Origin of the sequence: Enterococcus sp. DIV1090, assembly GCF_050537975.1 — a bacterium.
Classification (GTDB): Bacteria; Bacillota; Bacilli; order Lactobacillales; family Enterococcaceae; genus Enterococcus; species Enterococcus faecalis.
The window spans coordinates 2,282,929-2,306,233 of sequence record NZ_CP172917.1 but is presented as its reverse complement, the minus strand read 5'-3'; the positions used below and the strand labels follow the sequence as shown (position 1 = coordinate 2,306,233).

Below are 23,305 nucleotides of genomic sequence, written 5' to 3'. Positions count from 1 at the left end.
TACCTAAATTTGAAAATTATTAAATAAATTGTTTTTTTCTTTAACTACAGATAAGCAACAATTTATTTTAAGTCAAAAACTGTTGACGATATTGTCGAGGTGTCATCTCTTTTTTCTGGAAGAAAAATTTTGAAAAATAAGAAGGTGAAGAAAAACCTGCTTCAAAACTGATTTCCGTGATGGTTAAGGAACTTTTTCTTAACAGAGAACAGGCTTTTTGCAATTTTAAGTTTTGTACATAAATACTAGGATTTGTTTGTTCATAACGCTGAAATAGCTTAAATAAATAGCTACGATCAATGTTATACTCAGAAGCTAATTGACTAATTGAAAGATTGTTTGAAAAATTTTCGTGAATAGCCATTTTAATTTGGTTAAATAATTGTTGGCTTTGATTTTCGTGCTGTGTAACGGAATGATGCTCTAGATAATTCAACAATTGAAAGCTTTCACTTAAACTGCCAAAATGATTATGTTTCTTCGCTTCTTGGTAAATATTTTTAAATAAACTTTCTAATTTCTTATCAACAGTTCCTTTTAAAATACAATTTTCGGTAGTCAGGCCTATTTTTTCTAAATACTGAGACGAAAGATCTCCAACAAAACCGACCCAATGATAGGTCCAAGGATTTTGCCGATTAGGATAATAAATATTGCGACAATTGGCTGGAATCATAAACAAATCGCCAGCGGTAATGTGTTGTTTTTCCATAAAGGGTGTTGAAAAATAACCTTCACCATCGCTACAATAATGCAAAACCCAATAATTAATGGGGGCAAACTCAGTTGGTTTTGTCGGGCGGCATTTTTCATAGCCAGCTTCATAAAGATGAAATTCTTGGCTAATAGGTTGATCATTAATCAGGATGCTGACATTATTTGTAAAAACATTTTGCATGCTATCACCTCTTTATAAGAGTATGTAAAGGCTTTCTAAAAGTCAACATCTTTACAAGAAATAGGCAACATTTTTTATTTTTAAAAAACTGTAAGCGTTTTACAATGTGTGAGTACTAATTAATTTGATAAAGAGAGGATGTAGTAAAATGGCAACACATTCACGGGAACGATTAGGTTCTGTCGCATTGATGCTCATGACTTTTTCAGCGGTTTTTGCCTTTCCCAGCATTGTTAACAACAGTATTCAGATTGGCCTAGCAACTATTCCAGGCTATTTATTCGGCTCTATTTTTTACTTTTTACCATTTATTCTAATGATTGCAGAATTTGCTTCTGCTAATTCTGAAAATGAATCAGGTGTTCACAGTTGGTTGGAATCTGTGTTAGGACCTAAATGGGCATTTTTAGGTGCTTGGTCGTATTTCTTTGTCAACTTGTTTTTCTTCTGTTCATTACTACCGAATACATTGATTTATGGTTCATACGCTTTTTTAGGTCAAAACGTTTTTCAAGGAAACCATAGTACTAAAATAATTGCAGTGATTTCTATTCTGTTATTTTGGTTAATGACATGGGTTTGTATTAAAGGGGTTTCGTGGATTTCGAAAGTGACTAGCTTAGCGGGTGGTGCTCGTTTATTTATGGGCGTGGCTTTTGTGGTTTTAGCCTTTGTCGTCGTGTTTGGTTTTGGCAATGAACCAGCACAAGAGTTTACCACGACGTCAATTATACCAACTTTTAATTGGACTTTTTTCATGACGATGGCGTGGATTTTACAAGCTGTTGGCGGTGGTGAAAGTATCGGCGTATACATTAAGGATGTTAAAGGCGGCAATAAAACGTTTGTCCGCACGATGATTGGTGCGACGATTGCGGTCGGCATCATGTATATTCTTGGTGCCGTTGCTGTAGGTTTGGTAGTGCCAACGGACGTCTTAAAAGGAAACTTTTCAAATGGTATTTTTGATATCTTTAAAATTTTAGGTACGTATTTCCATATTCCCGCAGCAATGATGGTGCGCTTAGTAGGAATTATCTTATTTGTCGGAAGTCTTGGTTCTTTGGCTCTGTGGACGGCAGCACCAGTTAAAGTATTTTTCTCAGAAATTCCTGATGGGGTCTTCGGTAAGTGGCTAGTGAAAACGAACGAAGAGGGAAATCCAACCAATGCTTTGTTAGTTCAAGGAATTATTGTGACGATTTTAGTTGCTATTCCAGCACTAGGAATTGGAAATATGGATAGCTTTTTAGAAACGTTAATTAATATGACAGCTTCTACGTCATTAGTGCCTGTCTTGTTCTTGTTAATCGCCTATATTGGGCTTCGTTGGAAAAAAGAAACAATGCCGAGAAGTTTCCGCTTTGGTAATCGAACCTTTGGCTTAATTGCGGGGATTTTCTTATTAGCCATTTTTATCTTTGTATTCTTTATGTCAACTGTGCCGGACCCAAAATTAATCATGGAAGAAATCAATGGCACGTTACCGAAAGGAACCGCTAGTCCACTGGGCATGTTGGCGTATAACATCATTGGGTTAATTGTCTTTATGGGCTTTGCTTGGATTTGTTGGAAACGATATGAAACAAAAGAAAAAAATGAAGTTGGTAAAGGAGAAATGGATTATGAAGACTTGGGAAAATTATAAAGTAGATAGTATTAATCGGTTGCCTGGACGAGCACACTTTTCGAGCTTTCCCTCGAAAGAAACAGCGTTATTAAATGAAAATAAATATACACAAGCATACAAAAATTTAAACGGACGCTGGCATTTTCTTTTTTTAGAAGCGCCAGAATACAGCCCAGAAAACTTTTTTGCGACGGACTTTGATACAAGCCAAATGGATCAAATCACTGTTCCTGGAAATTGGCAAGTCCAAGGATATGGCAAAATGCATTACTCTGATTTATGGTACAATTTTCCCATTAATCCGCCGTATGTACCAACGGAAAACCCAACAGGTATTTACAAACGGACATTTGCTATAGATGAAACATTTCACGATAAAAAAATCATTTTACGTTTTTGTGGCGTAGATTCAGCTTATCATGTTTGGGTGAACGGCCATGAAGTTGGCTACAGTAAAGGTGCACGAAATGAAGCAGAATTTGACATTACGCCTTACGCTAAAATTGGTGAAACAAATGATTTAACGGTGCGAGTCTATCAATGGTCAGATGGTACGTATTTAGAGGATCAAGATATGTGGTGGTTAAGTGGTATTTTTCGTGATGTTGAATTACTCGGTGTACCAGAAAATGGGCTGGAAGATTTCTTTATTATTTCCGATTTAGATGATTCGTATCAAAATGGCCACTTGGCAATTACGGGTAAATTTTGGCAAGACAAAGGACAACAAGTTCAATTGGAGTTGATGGATCAGCAGGGAAAAACGGTTCTTAAAGAGACTGTCGCAGGAAATCAAGGTACGGTTGAATTTTCAGCAAGTTTACCGTCTGTCACTGCTTGGTCAGCTGAAAAACCATACTTGTATCAACTATTTATCACTGTTTTTTCTGAAGGGGAAGTCGTCGAAGTTATTCCGCAAAAAGTTGGTTTCAGAAATATTCATGTATCTGGTGAGACTTTCTTAGTCAATGGTGTGGCCATTAAACTAAAAGGAATGAATCGTCATGATTATAATCCGAAAAATGGTCGAGTGGTTAGTCGTAAAGAAATTGAAAAAGATATTCGTTTAATGAAACAATTTAATATTAATGCCATTCGAACCAGCCATTATCCAGCATCTGCTTATTTCTATGATTTATGCGATGAATATGGAATGTATGTGATTGATGAAACTGATTTGGAATGTCACGGCTTTGAATTAACCGGAGAATATGATTGGATTAGCAACGATCCAGAATGGGAAACGGCTTATGTTTCTCGGATGGTACGGATGATTCAACGGGATAAAAACCATCCATCAATTCTCTTTTGGTCGTTAGGAAATGAATCTGCGTTTGGTCATAACTTTATTGAAATGGCCCGTATTGCCAAAGAAATGGATCCAACACGTTTAGTTCATTATGAAGGTGATTTTGAGGCAGAGGTCACGGATGTCTATTCTACAATGTATACGTGGTTGGAACACCCAACTAGAGAATTACTGATGAATACGATTATTGAAAATTCAAAAAAACCGCATATTTTATGTGAATATTGTCATGCGATGGGGAATGGCCCTGGGAATTTAAAAGAATACCAAGAGCTATTTTATGCTCATGATAAATTACAAGGTGGCTTTATTTGGGAATGGTTTGACCATGGCATTGAATCGGTGACAGATAGCGGTGAAGTTTATTATCGTTATGGCGGCGATTTCGGCGATGATCCAAGTAACAAAGATTTTTGTATTGATGGGATGTTGATGCCTGACCGTACGCCATCTCCTAGCTTGTATGAATACAAAAAAGTCATTGAACCCATTACAACTAGCGCTATTGACGTTCTGTCAGGTGAATTCTCATTATTGAGTCGGTTTGACTTTGAAAACTTGGCTATCTTTAAGCTGGTTTATACAATTACTGAAGATCAAACAGTGATTCAATCAGGGACAGTAGCAGTGCCAGCAATTGCTGCTAGAGCAGAAGGAAGACTGCACTTACCTTATCATTTAGATTTTCCTAAAAAGGCAGGAGCCGCCTATTATTTAACTCTTTCATATCAATTGAAAGAAACGACCGCCTATGCATCTGCTGGTCATGAATTAGCTACCGCACAGTTTGAATTGCCAATTGCAACACCAGGGATTGAGATCACACCAGTTGGCTCGCTGATGGCAAAGGAGATTGGCCCTCATTTATACATTGAAGGACCAAACTTTTCAATTAATTTTGATAAAGTGAAGGGCGCCTTAACGAATGTGACACGAGATGGTAAAAAATTATTGCATAAAGGGCCGAGATTTACATTTTGGCGGGCACCGATCAGTAATGATATGGAAATTATTGATGAAATGAAGAAGAAATATTTCTTACATTTAGAGCATGAAATTGTCCGTTCTTTTGAGTGGAAAAAAGTTGATGATTTTATCCAAGTCATCGTAAAAACAATTAACGGAACGACTAACAGTGCTTGGCATTATCAATGTACCTATCAGTATTTAATTGCACCAAATGGCGAAATTTTCTTCGACTTAAAAGGTAGTCCTGCTGGTAAAATTGAAAATGCGCCAGATATGTTACCACGTTTGGGTGTGACTCTCCATTTAGACAAGTCTCTATCAGAAGTAAAATATTTCGGTAAAGGGCCGAGAGAAAACTATGTAGATTCACAAGAAGCTGGTTTACTTGGCGTTTATGAGGCTACAGTGGCGGAAATGTTCACTAATTATGTTGTTCCACAAGCCAATGGTAACCACATGGCGACTAAATGGTCCGCATTCACGGATGATCGCGGCCAAGGGGTAGTAGCAACAGCGGCTGATTCATATAATTTTAGTGTTTCTTATTTTGAAGAACAAGCGCTAGATGTTGCTAAGCATACCAATGAATTACAAGAAAGTGAGTATGTTGTTTTAAATATCGATTACAAACAAAACGCCCTAGGTAGCTACTCTTGTGGCCAGTGGCAATTAGAAAAATACCGGACTACGTTTGAAGAATTCCAATTGGCATTCCGCTTAACACCTTTTAATAATAAAGAGATTCAAGCAGCGGATGTCGCACATGAACGAGTAAAACGACCAACAATTTCTTAAATAAAAGCTCAGAACAGTGCACTTCTTTCTCCTGTTCTGAGCTTTTTTAATGAAATTATCAGAAATTATTGCTTTTTTTTCATAGAAACAAGCAAACTATTTTGTTATCTAATAAAAGTAGTCCATAATAGTAACATAGCGAATTATTCGCTAGATAAAGCATTTAGGAGGAATTATTTTATGCATACTTTATGGGTTTTAATCGTTGGTGCTGTTATCGGTGCTATCGCTGGCGCACTTACAAGCAAAGGTCAATCAATGGGTTGGATTGCGAATATCGTTGCCGGTTTAGTTGGTTCATTTATCGGAGAAAAAATCTTAGGTAGCTGGGGTCCTCACGTAGCAGGTATGGCAATTGTGCCATCAATTATTGGGGCAGTAATTTTAGTTGCTGTGGTTTCATTCTTCTTCGGACGAAAAAATAGCTAATTAAGTAAATAATTGTTTAATTAGTTAAAGGCACCAAGTCTCACGAATTTCGTGAAACTTGGTGCCTTTTTTTATTTTCTCGTTAATTTTACGACAACTTCACAACGAGCGGTTTGTGGAAACATATCAACAGATTGTAAATAGTCTACTTGATATACTTTGGCTAATTGAACTAAATCACGTGCTAACGTGGATACATTACAAGAAATATACACCATTTTCTTAGGTGGTTGTTTCAAAAGGGCCGTTAATAATTTACGATCCAAACCAGTCCGTGGGGGATCAACTACAATGGCATCAGGTTTAAAGCCTTCTTTGAACCATTTAGGTAATAAGTCTTCAGCTGTTCCAACAGCATAATGTGTGTTCGTAACACCAAGTCGTTTTGCATTGAATCTAGCATCGTCAATTGCGGCGGGAATGGTATCCATACCACGAACTTGATGCGCTTGTTTCGCTAAACTTAAGCCAATGGTCCCGACGCCACAATAAGCATCAACAACAGTTTCATTTGGTTGTAAATTTAAGGCCTTGATTCCTTCATTATATAAAACTTCCGTTTGTTCTGGATTCAATTGGAAAAATGCTCGCGGCGATAAATCAAAGACAACGTCGTTAATGTGTTCTTCAATGCTTTCTTTGCCCCATAAGTGAAGGGTATCATCACCCATTACTAGAGAGGTTTTTTTATTTTGGACATTTTGCATAATAGAAACAACTTCTGGTAATTGTTCATTAATTGCGCGAACCATTTTTTCTTTTTGTGGAAATTTCTGCGATTGTGTAATGAAAACTACTTGGACTTCGCCAGTTTGGATGCCCACTCGAACCATTAATGTTCGAAAGATACCACTATTTTTACGTTCATCATAAATTGGTAATTGAAAGTCATTCAATAAATCAACTAATGTATTCATCACCTTGGTTGTCGCAGGCTGTTGGACCAAACAGTTATCAATCGGTACTAATTGATGTGAATCAGCTTGATAGAGACCAGCTTCTACTTGGCCATCGATTTGGCGTAATTGGAATTGGGCTTTATTTCGATAATTCCAAGGATTCTCCATCCCAATTGTTTTTCGTAGTTCATAGTTTTGATAATTGGCTGGTTTAAATTTGTTAAGTGCCTGCTTTAATAAATCTTTTTTAAAGTCTAATTGTGCTTTGTAGGCTAAATGTTGTAGTTGGCAGCCGCCACATGTTTCATAGACAGGACAAGGAGGGACCACGCGATCTTTAGCAGCTTTTTTGACAGATTGAAGGGTTCCTTCAGCAAATTTGGGTGTAACATTTGTGATCGTGGCAGTCACTTCTTCTTTCGGTAGCGCCCCAGGAACGAAAATAATTAATTTTTTATAATAGCCGATACCTTCGCCATTAATTCCTAATCGTTTAATTTTTAAAGAAATTTGTTGGCCTTTTTTTACTAGTTGTTGGGTCATATTCTTTCATCCTTTAGTCATCTCACATTTTTCACTTCCTCCCATTTTAGCACATTTTTATTTATTTGGCTTCCAAGGATTCTATGGTATAGTAGAATATATGTTCTGATTTAGAGGGGCAGGAGAATAAGATGACAACAATCACACGAATTAGTAAAGATAAAGGTGAATTTTATCTACTTTGGCTATCTTCAGGCGAAAAACTGCGTGTCTCGGAAGATATTTTAGTACGGCAGCGTCTGCTAAAAGGCCAAGAGTTATCAGATACTTTAATAGAAGAAATAAAAAAAGCCAGTTCTTATGATGTCGGGTTACAAATGGCGATGAATTATTTAAGCTATCAATTACGTTCAAAGAAAGAGATTTTTACTTATTTAAAAGAGAAAGAAATTGTACCTGAAGATCGAGTAAAAATCGTTCAACGTTTAGAAGAGCTGCGGTTGTTGGATGATGCAATTTTTAGTGAAAGTTACGTACGGACAGCTATGCGAACCAGTGATAAAGGACCACGAAATGTGGCACAACAATTAAAGCAAAAAGGCATTAGTGAAGAAGATATTCAGCATGGCTTGACCTTTTATACGTTAGATGAACAACTTAATGTTGCCACAGCAACTGCAGAAAAAGCCATGAAACGCTATCGAACTAAAAGTTTTAAAGATGCACTTCAGAAAACGCGTCTGCATCTGATGCAAAAGGGCTTTACAAATGAAATCATTGATCTAGCTTTGGAATCTTTAGCTTTTGAAAAGGACGAAGAACAAGAACAACAAGCGTTAAACAAGGAAGGCGAACGTTTATGGCGTGCTAATCAGCGATTTGATTTTTCTAAAAAAGTCCAAAAAGTCAAACAAAGCTTATTCCAAAAAGGGTTTGACTATGATTTGATTCAGCAATTTATTAGCGAAAAGGAAGTAGAACATGACGAATAAAGAGCCTTGGGAGGCGTGGAGTCCCGAAAAAGTTAGTTTATTCCAGGAAGATTTTTTAGCTTGGTATGAACGAGAAAAACGCAATTTACCTTGGCGAGCGAATACAGATGCATATCGTATTTGGATTTCTGAAATTATGCTACAACAAACTCGCGTAGATACAGTCATTGATTATTTTTATCGATTTATGGAATGGTTTCCGACGATTCAAGATTTAGCGGAAGCGCCAGATGATAAGTTGTTGAAAGCTTGGGAAGGGTTAGGCTACTATTCACGAGCACGTAATTTAAAAGTGGCAGCGCAACAGATTGTTTCAGAATTTGGTGGGAAAATGCCTGATACAATCGAAGATATTCGGAGTTTAAAAGGAATCGGTCCCTATACGGCTGGTGCGATTGGCAGTATTACCTTTAATCTCCCCGAACCAGCAATTGACGGTAACGTCATGCGGGTAGTGAGCCGTTTATTTGAAATTGATGCAGATATTGCAAAAGCGAGTAGTCGTAAAGTATTTGAAGCGGCGATGCTTAAAATCATCGATCGTGAGCGTCCAGGGGATTTTAATCAAGCCTTAATGGATCTAGGCTCAGCCGTCTGCACCCCAACTTCCCCTAAGTGTGAAAGCTGTCCGCTTCAGCAATATTGTGCGGCCTATCAGGCAGATAAAATGACCGCTTATCCAGTCAAATCAAAAAAAGTTAAGCCGAAAGATGTGTATTATGTCGGCACTATTATTGAAAATAAAAAGCAAGAATTTTTATTAGAACAACGACCTGAAACCGGTTTGTTAGCCAATATGTGGCTGTTTCCGATTGAAGAAATTAGCAAAAAACAATTTCAACAATTGCAAAAACTGGCGCAACCAGCAGAAACGGAAAAACAATTAACTTTAGAGTTAGAGCCTGTAACAGAGCCTTTGGTCGCTGAAGAACCTGTCAGCTTTTTTACGGACTATGAAACAGTTGTCTGGCAAAAACGTGCCTTAGGCGAAGTCGTTCATATTTTCAGTCATTTAAAATGGCATATCTTAGTCTTTTATGGCCGAAATACAGGCGAATTAGCCACACTAGAGTCGCAGCGATGGGTAGCAGCACAACAATTTTCGGACTATGTTTTTCCAAAACCACAGCAAAAAATGGTGGAATTGTTCAAAAAAGAACACAAAAATAAATAACAAAAAAGAGAGGCTTTTAAACAAACAAGCCCCTCTTTTTTGTTTCCTCTAGGTTATACCCCTATATAAATTCTGCTATGTTTAGTTTTGAAGGGGACTGGTAAGATAGACTTGTCTCTTGTCTGCTTAGAGGAGTAGTAATGATGGTGGAGACTTTTCAAGAGAGAGGAAGTACAGCCAATGAGTAGGAAGCGAAAAATCAGCTTAATTAGTTTAGTCATCATTTTGTTTTTTGTCACAGTCGGCTCAGCATACTTTGCTGTAGCGGGTAGCTATTTAAAGAAAACAATTGATAAAGGCTATGTTCCCATAAAAAATGATTATACTGAAGCGCAAAATAAAGATAGTCAATCGTTTTTGGTCATGGGTCTAGACAATACAATTGAACGGAAATTAGGCACAACTAGGACTGATGCTATGATGGTGATTACCGTGAATAACAAGACGAAGAAAATAACCTATTTAAGTTTGCCACGGGATAGTTTTGTTCAAATTGATGCAAAAAATTACCAAGGGATGCAACGAATTGAAGCCGCCTATACCTACGATGGACCAACAGCTTCTGTTAACACAGTTGAGAAATTATTGAATATTCCAATCAATCATTACGTTGTGTTTAACTTTTTATCTTTTATTAAGTTAATTGATGCAGTTGGCGGCATAGATGTCAATGTCAAGCAGGCGTTTGATGGTGTCACCAAAGACGGGCCAGGATCCATTCATTTTGATGCAGGGAAACAGCATTTAGATGGTACGAAAGCTTTATCTTATGCCCGTGAAAGACATAGCGATAACGATATTATGCGTGGATTCCGACAACAAGAAATTATTCAAGCAGTTGAAGACAAGTTGAAATCTGGTCAATCAATCATGAAAATAATGGACATTATTGATTCGTTAAATGGAAACATTCAAACTGATGTGGATTCCAATGAATTGACTCATTTAGTCAAAGAAGGCTTGACTTGGACCAATTATGATAAACAACAGCTTTCTTTTGACTGGCGCACTTTTAGTAATGAAGGGCGCAGTATGGTTGAACTATATCCAGATAGTATTGAAAATGTCCGTCATCAATTACGCGTGTCTTTAAATTTAGAAAAGCCAGATGAACGAGATCAAGACGGCTATGTCTTCCATACGAACGGTGAATTTTTATATCAAAGTGATTATACCGTTCAAGATGAAGCAGCTGAGGAAAACGAAATGACTTCCATCAACGGCAATACGTATATTGGTGTTCCTGGCAATACACAGACTGGCCCGTTGCCATCAGTTAAAACGGAAAATGGCTTTATAAAATAATTTATTTTCCAAGTCTAGAAAATCCGAACATAACAGATTAAGTAATCCGATTACTTATTATTCTTCTAAGGAAAAAACGAAGGATTTTAGCAAGAAAACAGCGTATCATTTGATATAAACCCAACATTCCCTTTATAATGAAAGTAACAAGCAAATTTTTGTTACTTAGAAGGGGAAGGGAGCAAGGAGTTATGTTTAGTTATACAGATACCATTTTGTCAATTATGCAAAGAATTGAAGTATACAACGAAATTTTCAAAGCCATCTCTAAAGAAGTTCAAGAATACGGTTGTAATCAGGCTGCACATCGGAGAGGCCGTGACACTTATATGTTTTGCCGAAATAATGTGAATCGTTTTTTTACAGAAGAAATGATGTTTCGTAAAAATTTAGAGCCGTATTATGATAAAGAAGCAACGAAAATCTTGCTAGAAGGATTAGATACGTATAAAGAAGGAGTATTTTTCTGGTTAGAGGCATTAAGTGAATCTTGCCAAGTGACAGATGAATTGAAATATCAATTAGGAATCCGCCAAAAAGAATCCTCTTATTTATTAATTAATCAAGCTTGTAAAGAAGCCTGTGAGGGCATTCAAAGCGCTCATAGTGTTCATAAGATGTAAAAAGTTAGGGATAGCTGTCAATCTGGCAGTTATCCCTAACTTTTTTATTTCAATATCATCTGATAAGCATAACGTTCGCCATCGTTAACATCTAAAATCACGTCACCTTGATAAACAAAGCCAGCTTTTTTAATCAGGTGCTGCATGGCGAGATTTTGTGGATGTGTATCGATTCGAATATCAGTAGCGCCTTGCAAACGAGCGGCTGTGATCAGTGAGCGCAAAAGCATCAAGGCCAGTCCTTGACCTTGAAAGGAACTTTTTAGAGCAACACGGTGAATTGCTGTATACGTAGCTTGGGAATGAGGTTGCCAAGAACCATTAAAAATCGCTTCATAAGTAGGATCAATCTCCGAACATAAAACACCAACGCCTGCCAAGGCATCCTCAACCATTAAAATATAGCAAGTTTGCTGGTCGATATCTTTTGCTAAAATTTCTTGATTCGGGCCATCGCCGTTTTGCCATTGGGGAATGCCACTTTTTTGTAAGGTGCGGCGTCCATCTTCAATGATAGCAAGGATGTCAGGCAAATCAGAAGGTTCTGCTTTTCTTAAGTAAACAGTCAAAAAATATTCCCTCCTCTTAGAAACCTGTTGTTGTTTTCAATTGGTAAATTTTTGAAGGGCGGCCAATGCCAACGGGACGTTCACCTAATTCTTCAAAATATTGTGTCATGGCTTTTTTAAAATTTGAATGGTCAATGCTGCGATAATCAACGCCGAGGAACTTCGCAAAAACTTTACGGGCTTCCGTAATGGTGAAATCTTTTCCTAAGACTTGAAGCACTTGCGGTTCATGTTCCATTTTATCAACAACACGATTAAACGCCTTAATTATAATTTCACTATGGTCGAAGGCTAATGTATCTTTACCAAGAGAGGCCGCTGTTTTCAAGTCTAAAGTAATTTCCACATCTTCATGAGATAACGTGATGTGTTGACCATGCCGTTCAAGATTGAACCAATGGACTTCTTTGGCATCGTCGCCAGCAATTAAAGGTTCTTCACCAATAAAGGCTAAATAGCTGACTGTCACGACCCAGCCACGAGGATCTCGATCTGGGCGACTAAAGCTGTGTAATTGTTCAATATTTTCTTGAGAAATCACCACACCAGTTTCCTCTTTTGTTTCTCTTAAAACACTATCTTCAGTAGATTCGTTGCGATTAACAAAACCGCCAGGAAGCGCCCATGAGTTTCTAAAGGGGTGACCTTTACGTTGAATCAGTAAGACTTTCAATTGATCGGCTTCCTTGTTGTAACAAAGAAGAACCATATCAACGGTTAAAGAGGGTTTTTCATATTCAGGTAATTCTTGTTGATGATACCAAGTTAAAAACTCTGCTAAGCTAGCTTGGCGTTCATAATAATTTTTTTCTTCCGCTTTAGAAGCAAATTGTGGCACAATTGCTCCTCCTTTCAAAAAGAAACATGGTTTTCTTTTATTGTATCATTAAGTGGCTGAAATACAATATTCAAGCGTAAAAAGAAAAGCAAGCCTGGGACAAAAATCACTTTGGATTTTTGTCCCAGGCTTGTACTATAAGAAGTGTGTTCTAGACGTTATTTATTGTGTTAATTCTAATAATTTATTTTTCAAATCTTCTTCCATATGGCCAAGTTCTATTTCGGCAGCTTGGCGTTTTTCTTTTCCTTCTTGTTGAATACGTAATGTTTCTTGGATAGTTTCAATTAAATCATTTTGTGTTTTTTGTAATGTTTCAATATCGACTAGGCCACGTTCGTTTTCTTTTGCTGTTTCAATTGCAGAAATTTTTAGCATTTCTGAATTTTTCTTCAGTAAGTCATTGGTGGTTTCAGAGACTTGACGTTGAGCAGTCACAGCATCTTTTTGACGGAGTAAGGTTAAGGCGATGACTACTTGGTTTTTCCATAACGGAATCGCCGTATTCACCGATGATTGAATTTTCTCAGCCAAAGCTTGGTTAGTATTTTGGATTAAACGAATTTGTGGGGCTTGTTGAATCGTAATTTGACGAGCCAAGCGTAAATCATGGGTTCTTTTTTCTAAACGGTCTAGGAATTGGTTATAATCATTAACAATTTGGACATCCATTTGATCTCCAGATTCTTCCGCTTTTTTCATGGCTTCAGGAATAATTTGCGTCCGTAGTTCTTCTGCTTTTAATTCCCCAGCGGCAATATAGATGTTTAAGGCATCAAAATAATCTTTATTTTTTTGATACAATTGATCTAACATGGCATTATCTTTTAAAAGACCATCTTTTTCATGGGTTAATTTGACAGCAATTTTGTCAATTTGCGCACCAATTTTTTGATATTTGGCGGTAATTTCGTAAACGGATTGTTTGACTTTACCTAACATTTTTTGAATAAAGTTGCCTTCGCCAGCACGTAATTCATTGGGATTGGCTTCATTTAAACGAAACATTAAATCGGTCAGTGAATCACCAACAGGACCAATGTCTTGTGCTTGAACGTGGTTTAACATCGCTTGCGAAAATTCGCCAAGTTTGATTTGGGCATTTGAACCATAGGTAATTACTGCTTGTGAATCTTGGACGTCAATTTTTGAAGCTAACTCTTTTGCTTGGGCTTGACGTTCTTGTGGTAATTTATCAATTAAACGAGGAGCTGCTTGCTGTTCTTTTAACTCAGATAGTTCATTTTGTTGCGTTGGTGTTAGTTCATCCATTGATGAAAATGGATTACTTAATAAATCGTCCAATGTATTGGTTACAGATGTTGTTTCTTTGGGTTGTTGCTCAGTCATTTTTTTTCCTCCCTAATGATTATTGCTGGTCTTCGTTTACTTGAGGTGATTCCTCAGTTGCAGCTTTTTGCGACAAGCTGCTTTTAGCGATCGACATTTCGACATCTAAATCGTCTAAGTCATCGGAAACGATTTCCTCATAATCATTTTTAACTAATTTTGACAATTGGTCAATGATTTGTGCGCTTTCTTCTAATTTTTCATACGTTTGTTTGTTTTTTACTTCATGTTGTTCGATTTCTAAATGCTTACTTGTTAAGTCAACGATATTTGGTAAATGTGTATAGAGAAAGTGATTGGCTAAGTGTAACTTTTTAGGTTCTTTCACTAACTCTTTAAACAGAGCTTTAGAAACCTTCGTAGTATCATTACGTAAGTCAATCGCCCGTAATTTAGTTGAACGATTCATGTTTTCTTGTAATTGTATGATTTGTTTTTTGGCTGTGCTCATTGTACTTCTGAAAAAATCAATTTCTTGTGGAGATAACCCCAACTCACGATAATGGGCTTCTTTATCTTTTGTTAAGTAAGGCATTTGATCGCTCTTGTCGGCGGCATTTTTCTTTTTTCGATAGAGAACGAATACTAAAAAGCCTACCAGAATCACAAAAGCGAAGAAGCCATATTCTCTAGCGACAGCAATGATTAAGGCTCCTAAAAGAATATAGCCAATCAGTAATTTTGTATTTAATTTGTTCATTTATATAGTTCCTCCTATCTATCTAATCCTCGAAAGAGTCAGCTCTCGTTACAATAGTTATTTTAGCATACTCTGTGAGAGAAAAGACATACAGCGGAAGATGTATTTTATGATTTAGTGAAATCCTAAGAAAAAAAGTATAAAACGCAAAAAAAGACCCGTCCTAATTGGGGGTAGGACGGGAAAGGAGTTAAAAATGAAAAAGTGTTTTGTTAGGGTTGTTTGTTGGTATGCTTAAATAATACAAGGAAGTTGTGAATTTTTTATGTCTATTTTTTTTCGAAAATGTAATTTTTTTCTAAAGCAATAAATTTTTTTCTTTGAAAAGGGTTTAACTAGAGAAGAAGGGGTGCGATTTTTATCATTTTAGGGTATGATAAACAAGAAAGGTTGGTGAAAGATATGTTAAATTATGAGGACTTCGAAGAAAAAACACTTCAACGTCGAGAAATTTTTAAAGGAAAGATTATTGATGTTTTTTTGGATGACGTGGCTTTACCGACAGGCGGCACTGCTAAACGCGAATTGGTTTTTCATTCAGGCGCAGTAGCTATGATTCCGTTAACCGCAGAAGGAAAAATCGTCTTAGTTAAACAATTTAGAAAACCCTTGGAACAAGTGATTTTAGAAATTCCAGCGGGAAAAATTGATCCTGGAGAAGAAAATCAACTGGAAACGACGGCTATGCGGGAATTGGAAGAAGAAACTGGGTATCGTGCAGGTCAGCTCACCTACATAAATTCAATGTATCTGTCACCAGGATTTGCTAATGAAAAATTGGCTCTCTATTTGGCAACGGATTTGCAGAAAGTCGAAAATCCGCGTCCTCAAGATGAAGATGAAATCTTGGAACTTTACGAGCTAACAATAGCTGAAGCCAAAGCAGAGGTGGCAAAAGGCACGATTTGTGATGCCAAAACACTTTTTGCTATACAATACTGGGAATTGTATTTACTGCAGAGACAGTTTAAGGAGGACACGCAATGAGCAAAGGTCCGTTAGTCACTCGGACAGAGCTTCGCAAACGCAGAGAAGCAGAAGAAAAAGAAGCGGAACGTCGTCAGCAAGAAGAGCAGAAGCTGGCGGAAAAAGCGTATAAGCGAAAAGAAAAAGAAATTTCGACGTTTTATCGTAAAGAAAAGAAAAAACAAAAACCGATCAACAAGTCACGAGTAGGAGAATACTCGAAGCGTCGAGAACGGAGTACTTGGTTAAACAAGGCAATTATTATTGTAGCGATTTTATTAGCCGTTGTGGCGTATATCGTTTTGAATTTATAGAAAAGAGGAATCACTATGAAAATTGGAATTATTGGAGCAATGGATCAAGAGGTCAAAATTCTAAAAGAAAAATTGACAGACACGATGTCATGGGAACGAGCAGGCGCTTTATTTGTTTCTGGTTCGTTAGGAAGACATGAGGTGATTGTGGTTCGTTCAGGAATTGGTAAAGTGGCCTCAGCTGTGACCACGACTTTATTGATTCATCAATATGGCGTAAATATGGTGATTAATACAGGTTCTGCTGGTGGTATCGGTGAAGGACTAAAAGTCGGCGATTTAGTCATTGCAGACAAATTAGCTTACTTTGATGTTGATGTCACTGGTTTTGGTTATGCCTATGGACAATTGCCTGGTGGTGTACCTTTGTATTTTGAAACAAGTGAATACTTGCGGATGGAAATTGCGAAAGCTGCTGAAAAAACTGGTTTAGCTATTCGTAAAGGATTGATTGTTACTGGAGATACTTTTGTGGATAGCGCTGAGAAAATCGCCAAAATTAAGAAAGAGTTTCCTGAAGCCTTAGCTTGCGAAATGGAAGGCGCAGCAATTGGCCAAGCGGCTTCACAGTTCAATATTCCATTCTTAGTTGTACGGGCAATGAGTGATACAGCAGATGGCGAAGCAACTCAAAGCTTTGACGAATTCATCGATGAAGCTGGGAAAAAATCAGCAGAAATGGTTATTCATTTTGTCGAGAACTTAGTTTAAAAAGAGAAAGAAACAGCCATCATTTCATCAATGAAATGATGGCTGTTTCTTTTTGCTTATTGTCACTTAATGAAAGGTTTTTAAATACTGTTCTTTTTGTTTACGCGTTAATTTTTTAAAGGCGGCTTCGGCTTTGGTGGCCGCGCTACGTGTTTCAAATTTCTCTGTATGAATCATTTTGACTGGGCGGCGTTTGGCTAACCGTGTATATTTTGCACCAGTTCCGCTATTATGTTCGGTTAATCGACGTTCTGGCTCAGTTGTATAGCCACCGTAAAAGGAACCATCTTGGCAAAGTAAAACATAAAAATAATGGGATTTCTTATTCTCCATACAGCATAGCCTTCATTTCTGCTTCGTATTCGTTCTTCTCATTGTATGTAAAAAGAGGTGGTAACACACGAAAACCGTCTTTTTTGCCTTGCTTAATGCCTTCAATTAGTAAAACATTGGCTTCTTTGCCTGGCTTCGGATAAACAAACCGAGCTTTTTTCGGCGCAATATTGGCGTTTTCCATAGCATGTAAAATATCCAGGAAACGATCAGGTCGATGAACCATTGCGAGGCGACCATTTGTTTTTAATAAATCCGCCGACACAGTGACCACTTCTTGAAGAGACGTGTGAATTTCATGACGGGCAATCGCTAAGTGCGGGTTTGGATTTTTTTGGCTAGTTGGTCGTTCTTTAAAGTATGGGGGGTTACATAGTACTAAATCAACAGAATCTTTTTTGATGACCTCTGTCGCTTGTTTTAAATCACGTTCATACATCGTTACTTGTTTTTCTAATTTATTTAATAGAATACTTCGTTGCCCCATATCTGCCAAACGAGGTTGTAATTCGATTTGGTCGATCTTTGCAGCTGTTTTCCGACTAACGAAGAGGCCGACCGCGCCATTGCCAGCACACAAATCGACAATCTTGCCTTTTTTTGGTAGTTGCGGAAAATTAGCCAATAAGACTGCATCAATGGAAAAAGAAAAGACTTCTTTGCTTTGAATAATTTGAATATCATCCGCATATAATTGATCAATCCGTTCGCCGGATAATAACATAGATTAAGAACCTCCAACTTTTCATCTGATTGTTCATGTATTATACTACTTTTAAACCCGTATGACAAAATCTGTTCCCTAGATTAGTGGGGACATGTTATTTCTCTGATTGATAGAAGTAAAAAAAGCTTGTCAAAAGGTAGAGCTTTCGGCATACTAGAAAGCGGAGAGAAGAAAGGAAGAAAATTATGTTTTTTACATTTATGCGTGGCGTGGTTCGCGTCATTTTATTTGTGATTAATGGAAATGCACATTATGAAAATAAAGAAAAATTACCAAAAGACCAAAACTATGTCTTAGTTGCGCCGCATCGAACATGGTGGGAACCGTTGTATTTAGCTGTTGCTGGTAGTCCTAAGAAGTTTAGTTTTATGGCAAAAAAAGAGTTGTTTAAAAATCCTGTTTTACGTTTCATTTTAAAACATGCGAATGCGTTTCCAGTGGATCGTGAGAAGCCCGGTCCCAGCGCGATTAAAACACCTGTCAAAATTTTAAAAAATTCTGATTTAAGTTTGATTATGTTCCCTAGTGGCACGCGTCATTCCTCAGAATTAAAAGGTGGGGTAGCCTTGATTGCTAAAATGGGGCGAGTACCTATCGTGCCATCTGTTTATCAAGGTCCGTTAACTTTAAAAGAGTTGTTTAAACGTAAAAAAGTAACGGTTCGTTTTGGGGAGCCAATCGATATTAGCGATATTAAAAAAATGGATAAAGACGGTTTAGCTGAAGTAGAACGTCGGATGCAAGAAGCATTTGATCAGTTAGATAAAGAAATTGATCCAACTTTTAAATATGAATCAACAGAAAAAGAATAAAACAAACCGCTACAGAATAGGAATGTTACTGGCAGGTAGTCTCATCAAAAGATGATGCTCCCTGTCTTTTTTCTTGCGTTAAGAAAAAAGTTTGTTAAAAATCTAATTCTTCTGTCCGATTTTCTTAAAAAATACCAGAAATTTGTTATAATAATAAGAAGGACTTTTTTAGGCGGTGAAAAAATGAAATTTTTACATACAGCAGATTGGCATATTGGCAAAAAATTACATGGTTTTGATTTATTGGCAGAACAAAGGGAAGCCTTTAAACAAATCTTAGCAATTGCGAAAGAAGAGCAAGTGGATGCTGTTGTGATCGCTGGAGATTTGTATGATCGCTCTGTTCCAGCGGTTGAAGCAGTCGAGATTTTTAATGAAATGATGATTCAAATGAATCTCAAAGAGCATTTCCCCGTGTTAGCTATTTCGGGAAACCATGATAGCAGCACTCGTTTAGAAACAGGAGGCCCTTGGTTTAACCAAACGCAATTTCATTTGAATACGCGTTTAGAACAAGCCTTTCAACCAATTGAAATCGACAATACCCAATTTTATTTGTTGCCTTATTTTGAACCGATTGCGGCTCGCTTATATTTTGAAGATGAAACGATTCGAACGATTCAGGCGGCGATGGAAAAAGTTGTCGCGAAAATGCAAGAATCTTTTCTCCCCAACAAAAAACAAGTGTTAGTTAGTCATTTTTTTGTCGCTGGCAGTGAAAAAACTGATTCTGAAACAAAATTAACAGTGGGTGGTTTGGATGTTGTACCGACGGCTTTGTTAGAGCCTTTTGATTATGTCGCGTTGGGCCACTTACATGGAAAAAATGCGTTGCAGGCACCTAATGCTCGATACAGTGGCTCGCCTGTAAAATTTTCTTTATCAGAAATGACACAAGAAAAGGGTGTTTGGCTTGTTGAAACAGAAGCTGAAGTTCATTTTAAATTCCGTACTTTGAAACCATTGCGAGACATTCAACAATTGACGGGCTCGTTTCAGCAGTTAACGGATCCCGCTTTTTATCAAGAAGTGAATCGGGAAAATTATTTACATGTCCAATTAACCGACCGAGCGATCATTCCCAACATGATGAATCAATTGCGAAAAATTTACCCCAAAATTATTGGGTTGGAACGTTTGAATGGTCGAGAAACAAGCAACGGAAATCAGAAAAAAGTGGTACAAATAGAACAACGTTCACCAGAAGAACATCTGCATGACTTTTTTAACGATGTGACAGGAGAGGCCTTGACAGAACAACAAGCACAATGGGTCCAAGAAGAACTGAGTACACTTAATCAATTAGAAAGAGGGAAGTAACAGGATGAAACCATTATCTTTAACATTGAAAAACTTCGGACCGTATATTAATGAAACCATTGATTTTACGAAGTTTGAAGATTCTTCACTTTTTCTAATTAGTGGAAAAACAGGGTCTGGGAAAACAACGATTTTTGATGGAATGAGCTATGCTTTGTTTGGTGAAAGTTCTGGGAAATTACGTTTAGGCAAAGAAATGCGTTCCACATTTGCTGACCCCTCAGAAGCCACTGAAGTTACTTTGCTTTTTAAACATAACGAGTATCTCTATGAACTGAACCGCCTTCCCGAACAAGAACTTTTTAAAAAACGTGGCACAGGAGTCCGTAAACAAAGTGCCAAAATTTCTTTAATTGTCAAAGATGCTCAAGGGAAAGAACTACGAGCCTATTCTAAAAGACGCGAAGTGGACGAACTCATTCAAGAATTATTGCATTTGAATGCCAATCAATTTGCTCAAATTGTATTGTTACCACAAGGAGAGTTTCGGACTTTTTTAATTGCTAAAAGTGATGAAAAAGAAAAGGTTTTGCGTAATTTATTCGGAACAGAATTGTATCAGTTGTTCAGCGAAAATTTAAAAGAACGCTTAAAAATTGCCAATCAAGAGATTCAAGAAACCCAGCAAAAAATTGAACTGAAAACAGAACAGTTGCATTGGTCAGAAGAACCTGAACCGACAATGACACTTTTTGAAAAACTTCAATTATTAGAAAGCCAACAACAAGAGGCTCAGCAACAACTATTAGTTGAAAGAGAACAAATTGCAACCTTAAAACAAGCCAAACAAGCAAAAGAGCAAGTTCGTTATGCTATTGAAGAACGACAAAACTTGCAACAGCAAAAAGAAGAATTACTGAAAAAGAAAGCAAAACAAGCTGAACAGGAAACCGTCATTGAGCGGCTAAAGGAACAGATTCAGCAATTAAAATGGAGCCAAAAACAGCAATCTTTAGCTGAAAAAGTCTTTGAAAAACGAAGCGAAAAACAACAAAAAGAGCAAGAAACAAAGTCCAAACAACAAGCTCTTATGGAAACGCAACAAGCATTGACAGATTGGCAAGCAATCATGAGTGAGTTGGAAGAACAACAACCATTGATTGCTGAAAAACAAGAACGTCTTCAAACGATTCAACGTCAATTACCACAATACCAAGAATATGAACAGTTAGCCCAACAACAAATAGCAGAACAAGCCAATTATCAAGCCATTCAAAAAGAGTATGAATCTTGCCAACAGGAAAAAACAACATTGGCGGATAAAGTGGCGACAGCCAAACAATTTATTGAACAAGAAGGAACACTTGAAAAAGCAAATTTTGAATGTTCTAGTGTAGCAGATCATTGGCAAAATTTTGTAGAACGTTGGCAAAAAAATCAAAAAGCTTGGCAAAAAATTAGTCAAAACCAAGTGGAATTGCACGAGTTGACACAACGGTTTGCTGTTGAACAGCAACAAAAAAGCGCCGAAGAAGCGAAGTTGCAGACAAAGAAAAGTCAATGGGCCTCTTTACAAATCCAACGATTAAGCTTGTTACTTGAAGAGGGGGAACCTTGCCCAGTTTGTGGCTCTTTAGAACATCCAAAGCAACAAACTCATCAAGGAGTTTCCCTAGAAGAGATTGATCAAGTGGAACGGGAATTAACGGAAGTTGAAAAAACGGTTCAACGATTTACTGAAACGCTCTCTGCATTAGGGGCGGAAAAGCAACAGAAAGAAAGCCAATTACAAGAACAGGAAGCTGCGTATACTGAGGAACAAGAACAATTAGCAGCGCAGTTTGCTGACTTGCAGTTGCCGTTAACAGGACTAACTTTTTCACAAGTAACACCTGCAGAAATTGCGGAAGTTGAGTCGCAATTAGCTAAAGAAAAACAACAAATAGCACAAAAACTAACGGAAATCTCAGTCGAAAAGGACCGTCTGGCGGAACTAGAAGAACAAGTAGCTGAAAATTCCCAACGCTTTGAAGTGCTCCGACAACAAGTAGAAACAATGCAACAAAGTCTGGAAAGAATCACTATCCAGCAGCAAATGATTGCTAGCCAATTATTGGATGCAACCGTCACATACGAAGAAATGACTAAACGACAAGCTTTGCTTCAAGAAGAACTCTCTGCATTTGAACGTCAAAAAGAAAACGTGACGACACAAGGAGAAACCTTGAAGAAAGAAGAAATGATCCTTGAAAGTACGCTGACGCATTTGGAGAAAGAACAACAAACACTTCAACAAACAGTCACACAACTTGAGAGTCAGTTAAAGACAGTTTTAACGGAACAAGGAGTGACAGAGGACCAATTGACGGAGTGGTTGAAAGAGGTACCGACACTAGAAAGTCAGCAAGAACAAATTGCTTTATTTGAACAAGAGCAAACCCAACTGACTATCCAACTCGCTGAAATTGAAAAAAAATTATCTAGTGATACGTTCCCAGAATTATCTTTAATCACCACAGAAATTGAACAAATAACACAACAAATTGAAGAACAAGAAAAAAAATACTATCAACTGCATGAAAAAATGCTGAACAACCAACAGTTGGTTCAAGAAATTAATGCGCAAAGAACAACAATTGAAGACAAGTTTGAGGAAGTTGCTGCACTACAACAGTTGGCAGATACGGTGAATGGCAATAATCCTAAAAAAATTAGTTTTGAACGGTATATGTTACAAACGTATTTAGAAAGAGTGCTGACAGTTGCTAATCAGCGTTTAGACCGCCTGACCAATAGTCGTTATCAATTTGAATTGAATCACGAAGCAGGCAGTTATCGGAATCAAACGGGGCTAGAAATCAATATTTATGATGACAATTCGGGGACGGTGCGCAGTGCTCACACGTTATCAGGCGGGGAAAGTTTTATAGCAGCGTTAGCTTTGGCACTTTCTTTAGCAGAAGTGATTCAAGAACAAGCAGGCGGAGTCTTAATTGATGCGTTGTTTATTGATGAAGGCTTTGGTTCCTTAGATGAAGAAGCATTGGAAATGGCAATGGAGGCGTTAGAAACGATTGAAAATGAAGGCCGCATGATTGGGATTATTAGTCATATTGGCGAATTAAAAGCACGAATTCCACAACAATTACAAATAAAAAGCAATGGGAATGGTCAAAGTACCGTTCACTATCAGCTAGCTTAGTAGAAGAGGAGGTGAGT

At 37.4% G+C, this 23,305-nt stretch carries 21 protein-coding genes; 13 read left to right on the top strand and 8 right to left on the bottom strand.

The genetic code is table 11. The features are described 5' to 3' along the window. Positions 1 to 67: 67 nt before the first annotated feature. Complete coding sequence (locus IGL48_RS11100; RefSeq protein WP_002356429.1) at positions 68 to 898, bottom strand: AraC family transcriptional regulator; 831 nt, start codon at positions 896 to 898, stop codon at positions 68 to 70. Between the two features lie 148 nt (positions 899 to 1,046). Here IGL48_RS11100 and IGL48_RS11095 point away from each other — a divergent pair, with 148 nt between their 5' ends. The 3 genes from IGL48_RS11095 (at position 1,047) to IGL48_RS11085 (ending at position 6,030) form a co-directional block, all read left to right on the top strand. Further along, entirely contained in the window at positions 1,047 to 2,546 is a 1,500-nt protein-coding gene (locus IGL48_RS11095; protein ID WP_002384077.1) for an amino acid permease, read from the top strand. Continuing rightward, complete coding sequence (gene ebgA / locus IGL48_RS11090) at positions 2,479 to 5,601, top strand: beta-galactosidase subunit alpha (protein ID WP_016616069.1); 3,123 nt, start codon at positions 2,479 to 2,481, stop codon at positions 5,599 to 5,601. The genes IGL48_RS11095 and ebgA overlap by 68 nt, the downstream gene beginning before the upstream one ends. Before the next feature lie 180 nt (positions 5,602 to 5,781). Continuing rightward, on the top strand, positions 5,782 to 6,030 hold the full coding sequence (locus IGL48_RS11085; RefSeq protein WP_002356434.1) for a GlsB/YeaQ/YmgE family stress response membrane protein: 249 nt from the start codon (positions 5,782 to 5,784) through the stop codon (positions 6,028 to 6,030). 71 nt (positions 6,031 to 6,101) lie between these two features. Here the strand turns inward: IGL48_RS11085 and rlmD are convergent, their stop codons facing one another. After that, on the bottom strand, positions 6,102 to 7,472 hold the full coding sequence (gene rlmD / locus IGL48_RS11080; RefSeq protein WP_002384079.1) for a 23S rRNA (uracil(1939)-C(5))-methyltransferase RlmD: 1,371 nt from the start codon (positions 7,470 to 7,472) through the stop codon (positions 6,102 to 6,104). 131 nt (positions 7,473 to 7,603) lie between these two features. Between rlmD and recX the strand changes: the two genes are divergently transcribed. From recX to IGL48_RS11060, 4 genes are all read left to right on the top strand, one after another. Next, the gene (gene recX / locus IGL48_RS11075) at positions 7,604 to 8,404 is read left to right on the top strand and encodes a recombination regulator RecX (RefSeq protein ID WP_002356439.1); all 801 of its coding nucleotides are present in this window, start codon (positions 7,604 to 7,606) and stop codon (positions 8,402 to 8,404) included. Then, positions 8,394 to 9,578 carry an A/G-specific adenine glycosylase gene (gene mutY / locus IGL48_RS11070; protein WP_002384081.1) on the top strand — a complete coding sequence of 395 codons (1,185 nt, stop codon included), beginning with the start codon at positions 8,394 to 8,396 and terminating at the stop codon, positions 9,576 to 9,578. Before recX ends, mutY begins: the two co-directional genes overlap by 11 nt. 180 nt (positions 9,579 to 9,758) lie before the next feature. After that, positions 9,759 to 10,883, top strand: a complete 1,125-nt coding sequence (locus IGL48_RS11065; RefSeq protein WP_002368824.1) for an LCP family protein — start codon at positions 9,759 to 9,761, stop codon at positions 10,881 to 10,883. A gap of 137 nt (positions 10,884 to 11,020) precedes the next feature. Beyond that, a complete protein-coding gene (locus tag IGL48_RS11060; protein WP_002356444.1) occupies positions 11,021 to 11,506 on the top strand; it encodes a hypothetical protein in 486 nt (161 codons plus the stop codon). A gap of 44 nt (positions 11,507 to 11,550) precedes the next feature. Here the strand turns inward: IGL48_RS11060 and IGL48_RS11055 are convergent, their stop codons facing one another. From IGL48_RS11055 to IGL48_RS11040, 4 genes are all read right to left on the bottom strand, one after another. After that, on the bottom strand, positions 11,551 to 12,075 hold the full coding sequence (locus IGL48_RS11055; protein ID WP_002384083.1) for a GNAT family N-acetyltransferase: 525 nt from the start codon (positions 12,073 to 12,075) through the stop codon (positions 11,551 to 11,553). A gap of 16 nt (positions 12,076 to 12,091) precedes the next feature. Continuing rightward, positions 12,092 to 12,931 carry an NUDIX domain-containing protein gene (locus tag IGL48_RS11050; RefSeq protein WP_002384084.1) on the bottom strand — a complete coding sequence of 280 codons (840 nt, stop codon included), beginning with the start codon at positions 12,929 to 12,931 and terminating at the stop codon, positions 12,092 to 12,094. A 144-nt stretch (positions 12,932 to 13,075) separates the two neighbouring features. Further along, a complete protein-coding gene (locus IGL48_RS11045; RefSeq protein WP_002356447.1) occupies positions 13,076 to 14,263 on the bottom strand; it encodes a toxic anion resistance protein in 1,188 nt (395 codons plus the stop codon). Positions 14,264 to 14,282: 19 nt separating this feature from the next. Then, the gene (locus IGL48_RS11040) at positions 14,283 to 14,963 is read right to left on the bottom strand and encodes a 5-bromo-4-chloroindolyl phosphate hydrolysis family protein (protein WP_002356448.1); all 681 of its coding nucleotides are present in this window, start codon (positions 14,961 to 14,963) and stop codon (positions 14,283 to 14,285) included. A gap of 402 nt (positions 14,964 to 15,365) precedes the next feature. On the opposite strand from IGL48_RS11040, the gene IGL48_RS11035 reads away from it, so the two are divergent. From IGL48_RS11035 to IGL48_RS11025, 3 genes are read left to right on the top strand one after another with little or no spacing between them, the layout of a single operon-like run. Further along, entirely contained in the window at positions 15,366 to 15,950 is a 585-nt protein-coding gene (locus IGL48_RS11035) for an NUDIX hydrolase (RefSeq protein WP_002356449.1), read from the top strand. Beyond that, a complete protein-coding gene (gene macP / locus IGL48_RS11030) occupies positions 15,947 to 16,243 on the top strand; it encodes a cell wall synthase accessory phosphoprotein MacP (protein WP_002356451.1) in 297 nt (98 codons plus the stop codon). Before IGL48_RS11035 ends, macP begins: the two co-directional genes overlap by 4 nt. A 15-nt stretch (positions 16,244 to 16,258) precedes the next feature. Beyond that, the gene (locus tag IGL48_RS11025) at positions 16,259 to 16,954 is read left to right on the top strand and encodes a 5'-methylthioadenosine/adenosylhomocysteine nucleosidase (RefSeq protein WP_002356454.1); all 696 of its coding nucleotides are present in this window, start codon (positions 16,259 to 16,261) and stop codon (positions 16,952 to 16,954) included. Between the two features lie 66 nt (positions 16,955 to 17,020). Here the strand turns inward: IGL48_RS11025 and IGL48_RS11020 are convergent, their stop codons facing one another. Both IGL48_RS11020 and IGL48_RS11015 read right to left on the bottom strand, forming a co-directional pair. Continuing rightward, positions 17,021 to 17,287 carry a GIY-YIG nuclease family protein gene (locus IGL48_RS11020; protein WP_002356455.1) on the bottom strand — a complete coding sequence of 89 codons (267 nt, stop codon included), beginning with the start codon at positions 17,285 to 17,287 and terminating at the stop codon, positions 17,021 to 17,023. Further along, complete coding sequence (locus tag IGL48_RS11015; RefSeq protein WP_002356457.1) at positions 17,277 to 18,011, bottom strand: tRNA1(Val) (adenine(37)-N6)-methyltransferase; 735 nt, start codon at positions 18,009 to 18,011, stop codon at positions 17,277 to 17,279. Before IGL48_RS11015 ends, IGL48_RS11020 begins: the two co-directional genes overlap by 11 nt. A 188-nt stretch (positions 18,012 to 18,199) precedes the next feature. On the opposite strand from IGL48_RS11015, the gene IGL48_RS11010 reads away from it, so the two are divergent. Genes IGL48_RS11010 through IGL48_RS11000 form a run of 3 tightly spaced genes read left to right on the top strand, consistent with a single transcriptional unit; the run spans position 18,200 to position 23,288 of the window. After that, the gene (locus IGL48_RS11010) at positions 18,200 to 18,826 is read left to right on the top strand and encodes a lysophospholipid acyltransferase family protein (protein WP_002356461.1); all 627 of its coding nucleotides are present in this window, start codon (positions 18,200 to 18,202) and stop codon (positions 18,824 to 18,826) included. A 51-nt stretch (positions 18,827 to 18,877) separates the two neighbouring features. Beyond that, entirely contained in the window at positions 18,878 to 20,146 is a 1,269-nt protein-coding gene (locus IGL48_RS11005; protein ID WP_002397872.1) for an exonuclease SbcCD subunit D, read from the top strand. Between the two features lie 4 nt (positions 20,147 to 20,150). Further along, entirely contained in the window at positions 20,151 to 23,288 is a 3,138-nt protein-coding gene (locus tag IGL48_RS11000) for an SbcC/MukB-like Walker B domain-containing protein (protein WP_048949454.1), read from the top strand. Positions 23,289 to 23,305 lie beyond the last annotated feature (17 nt).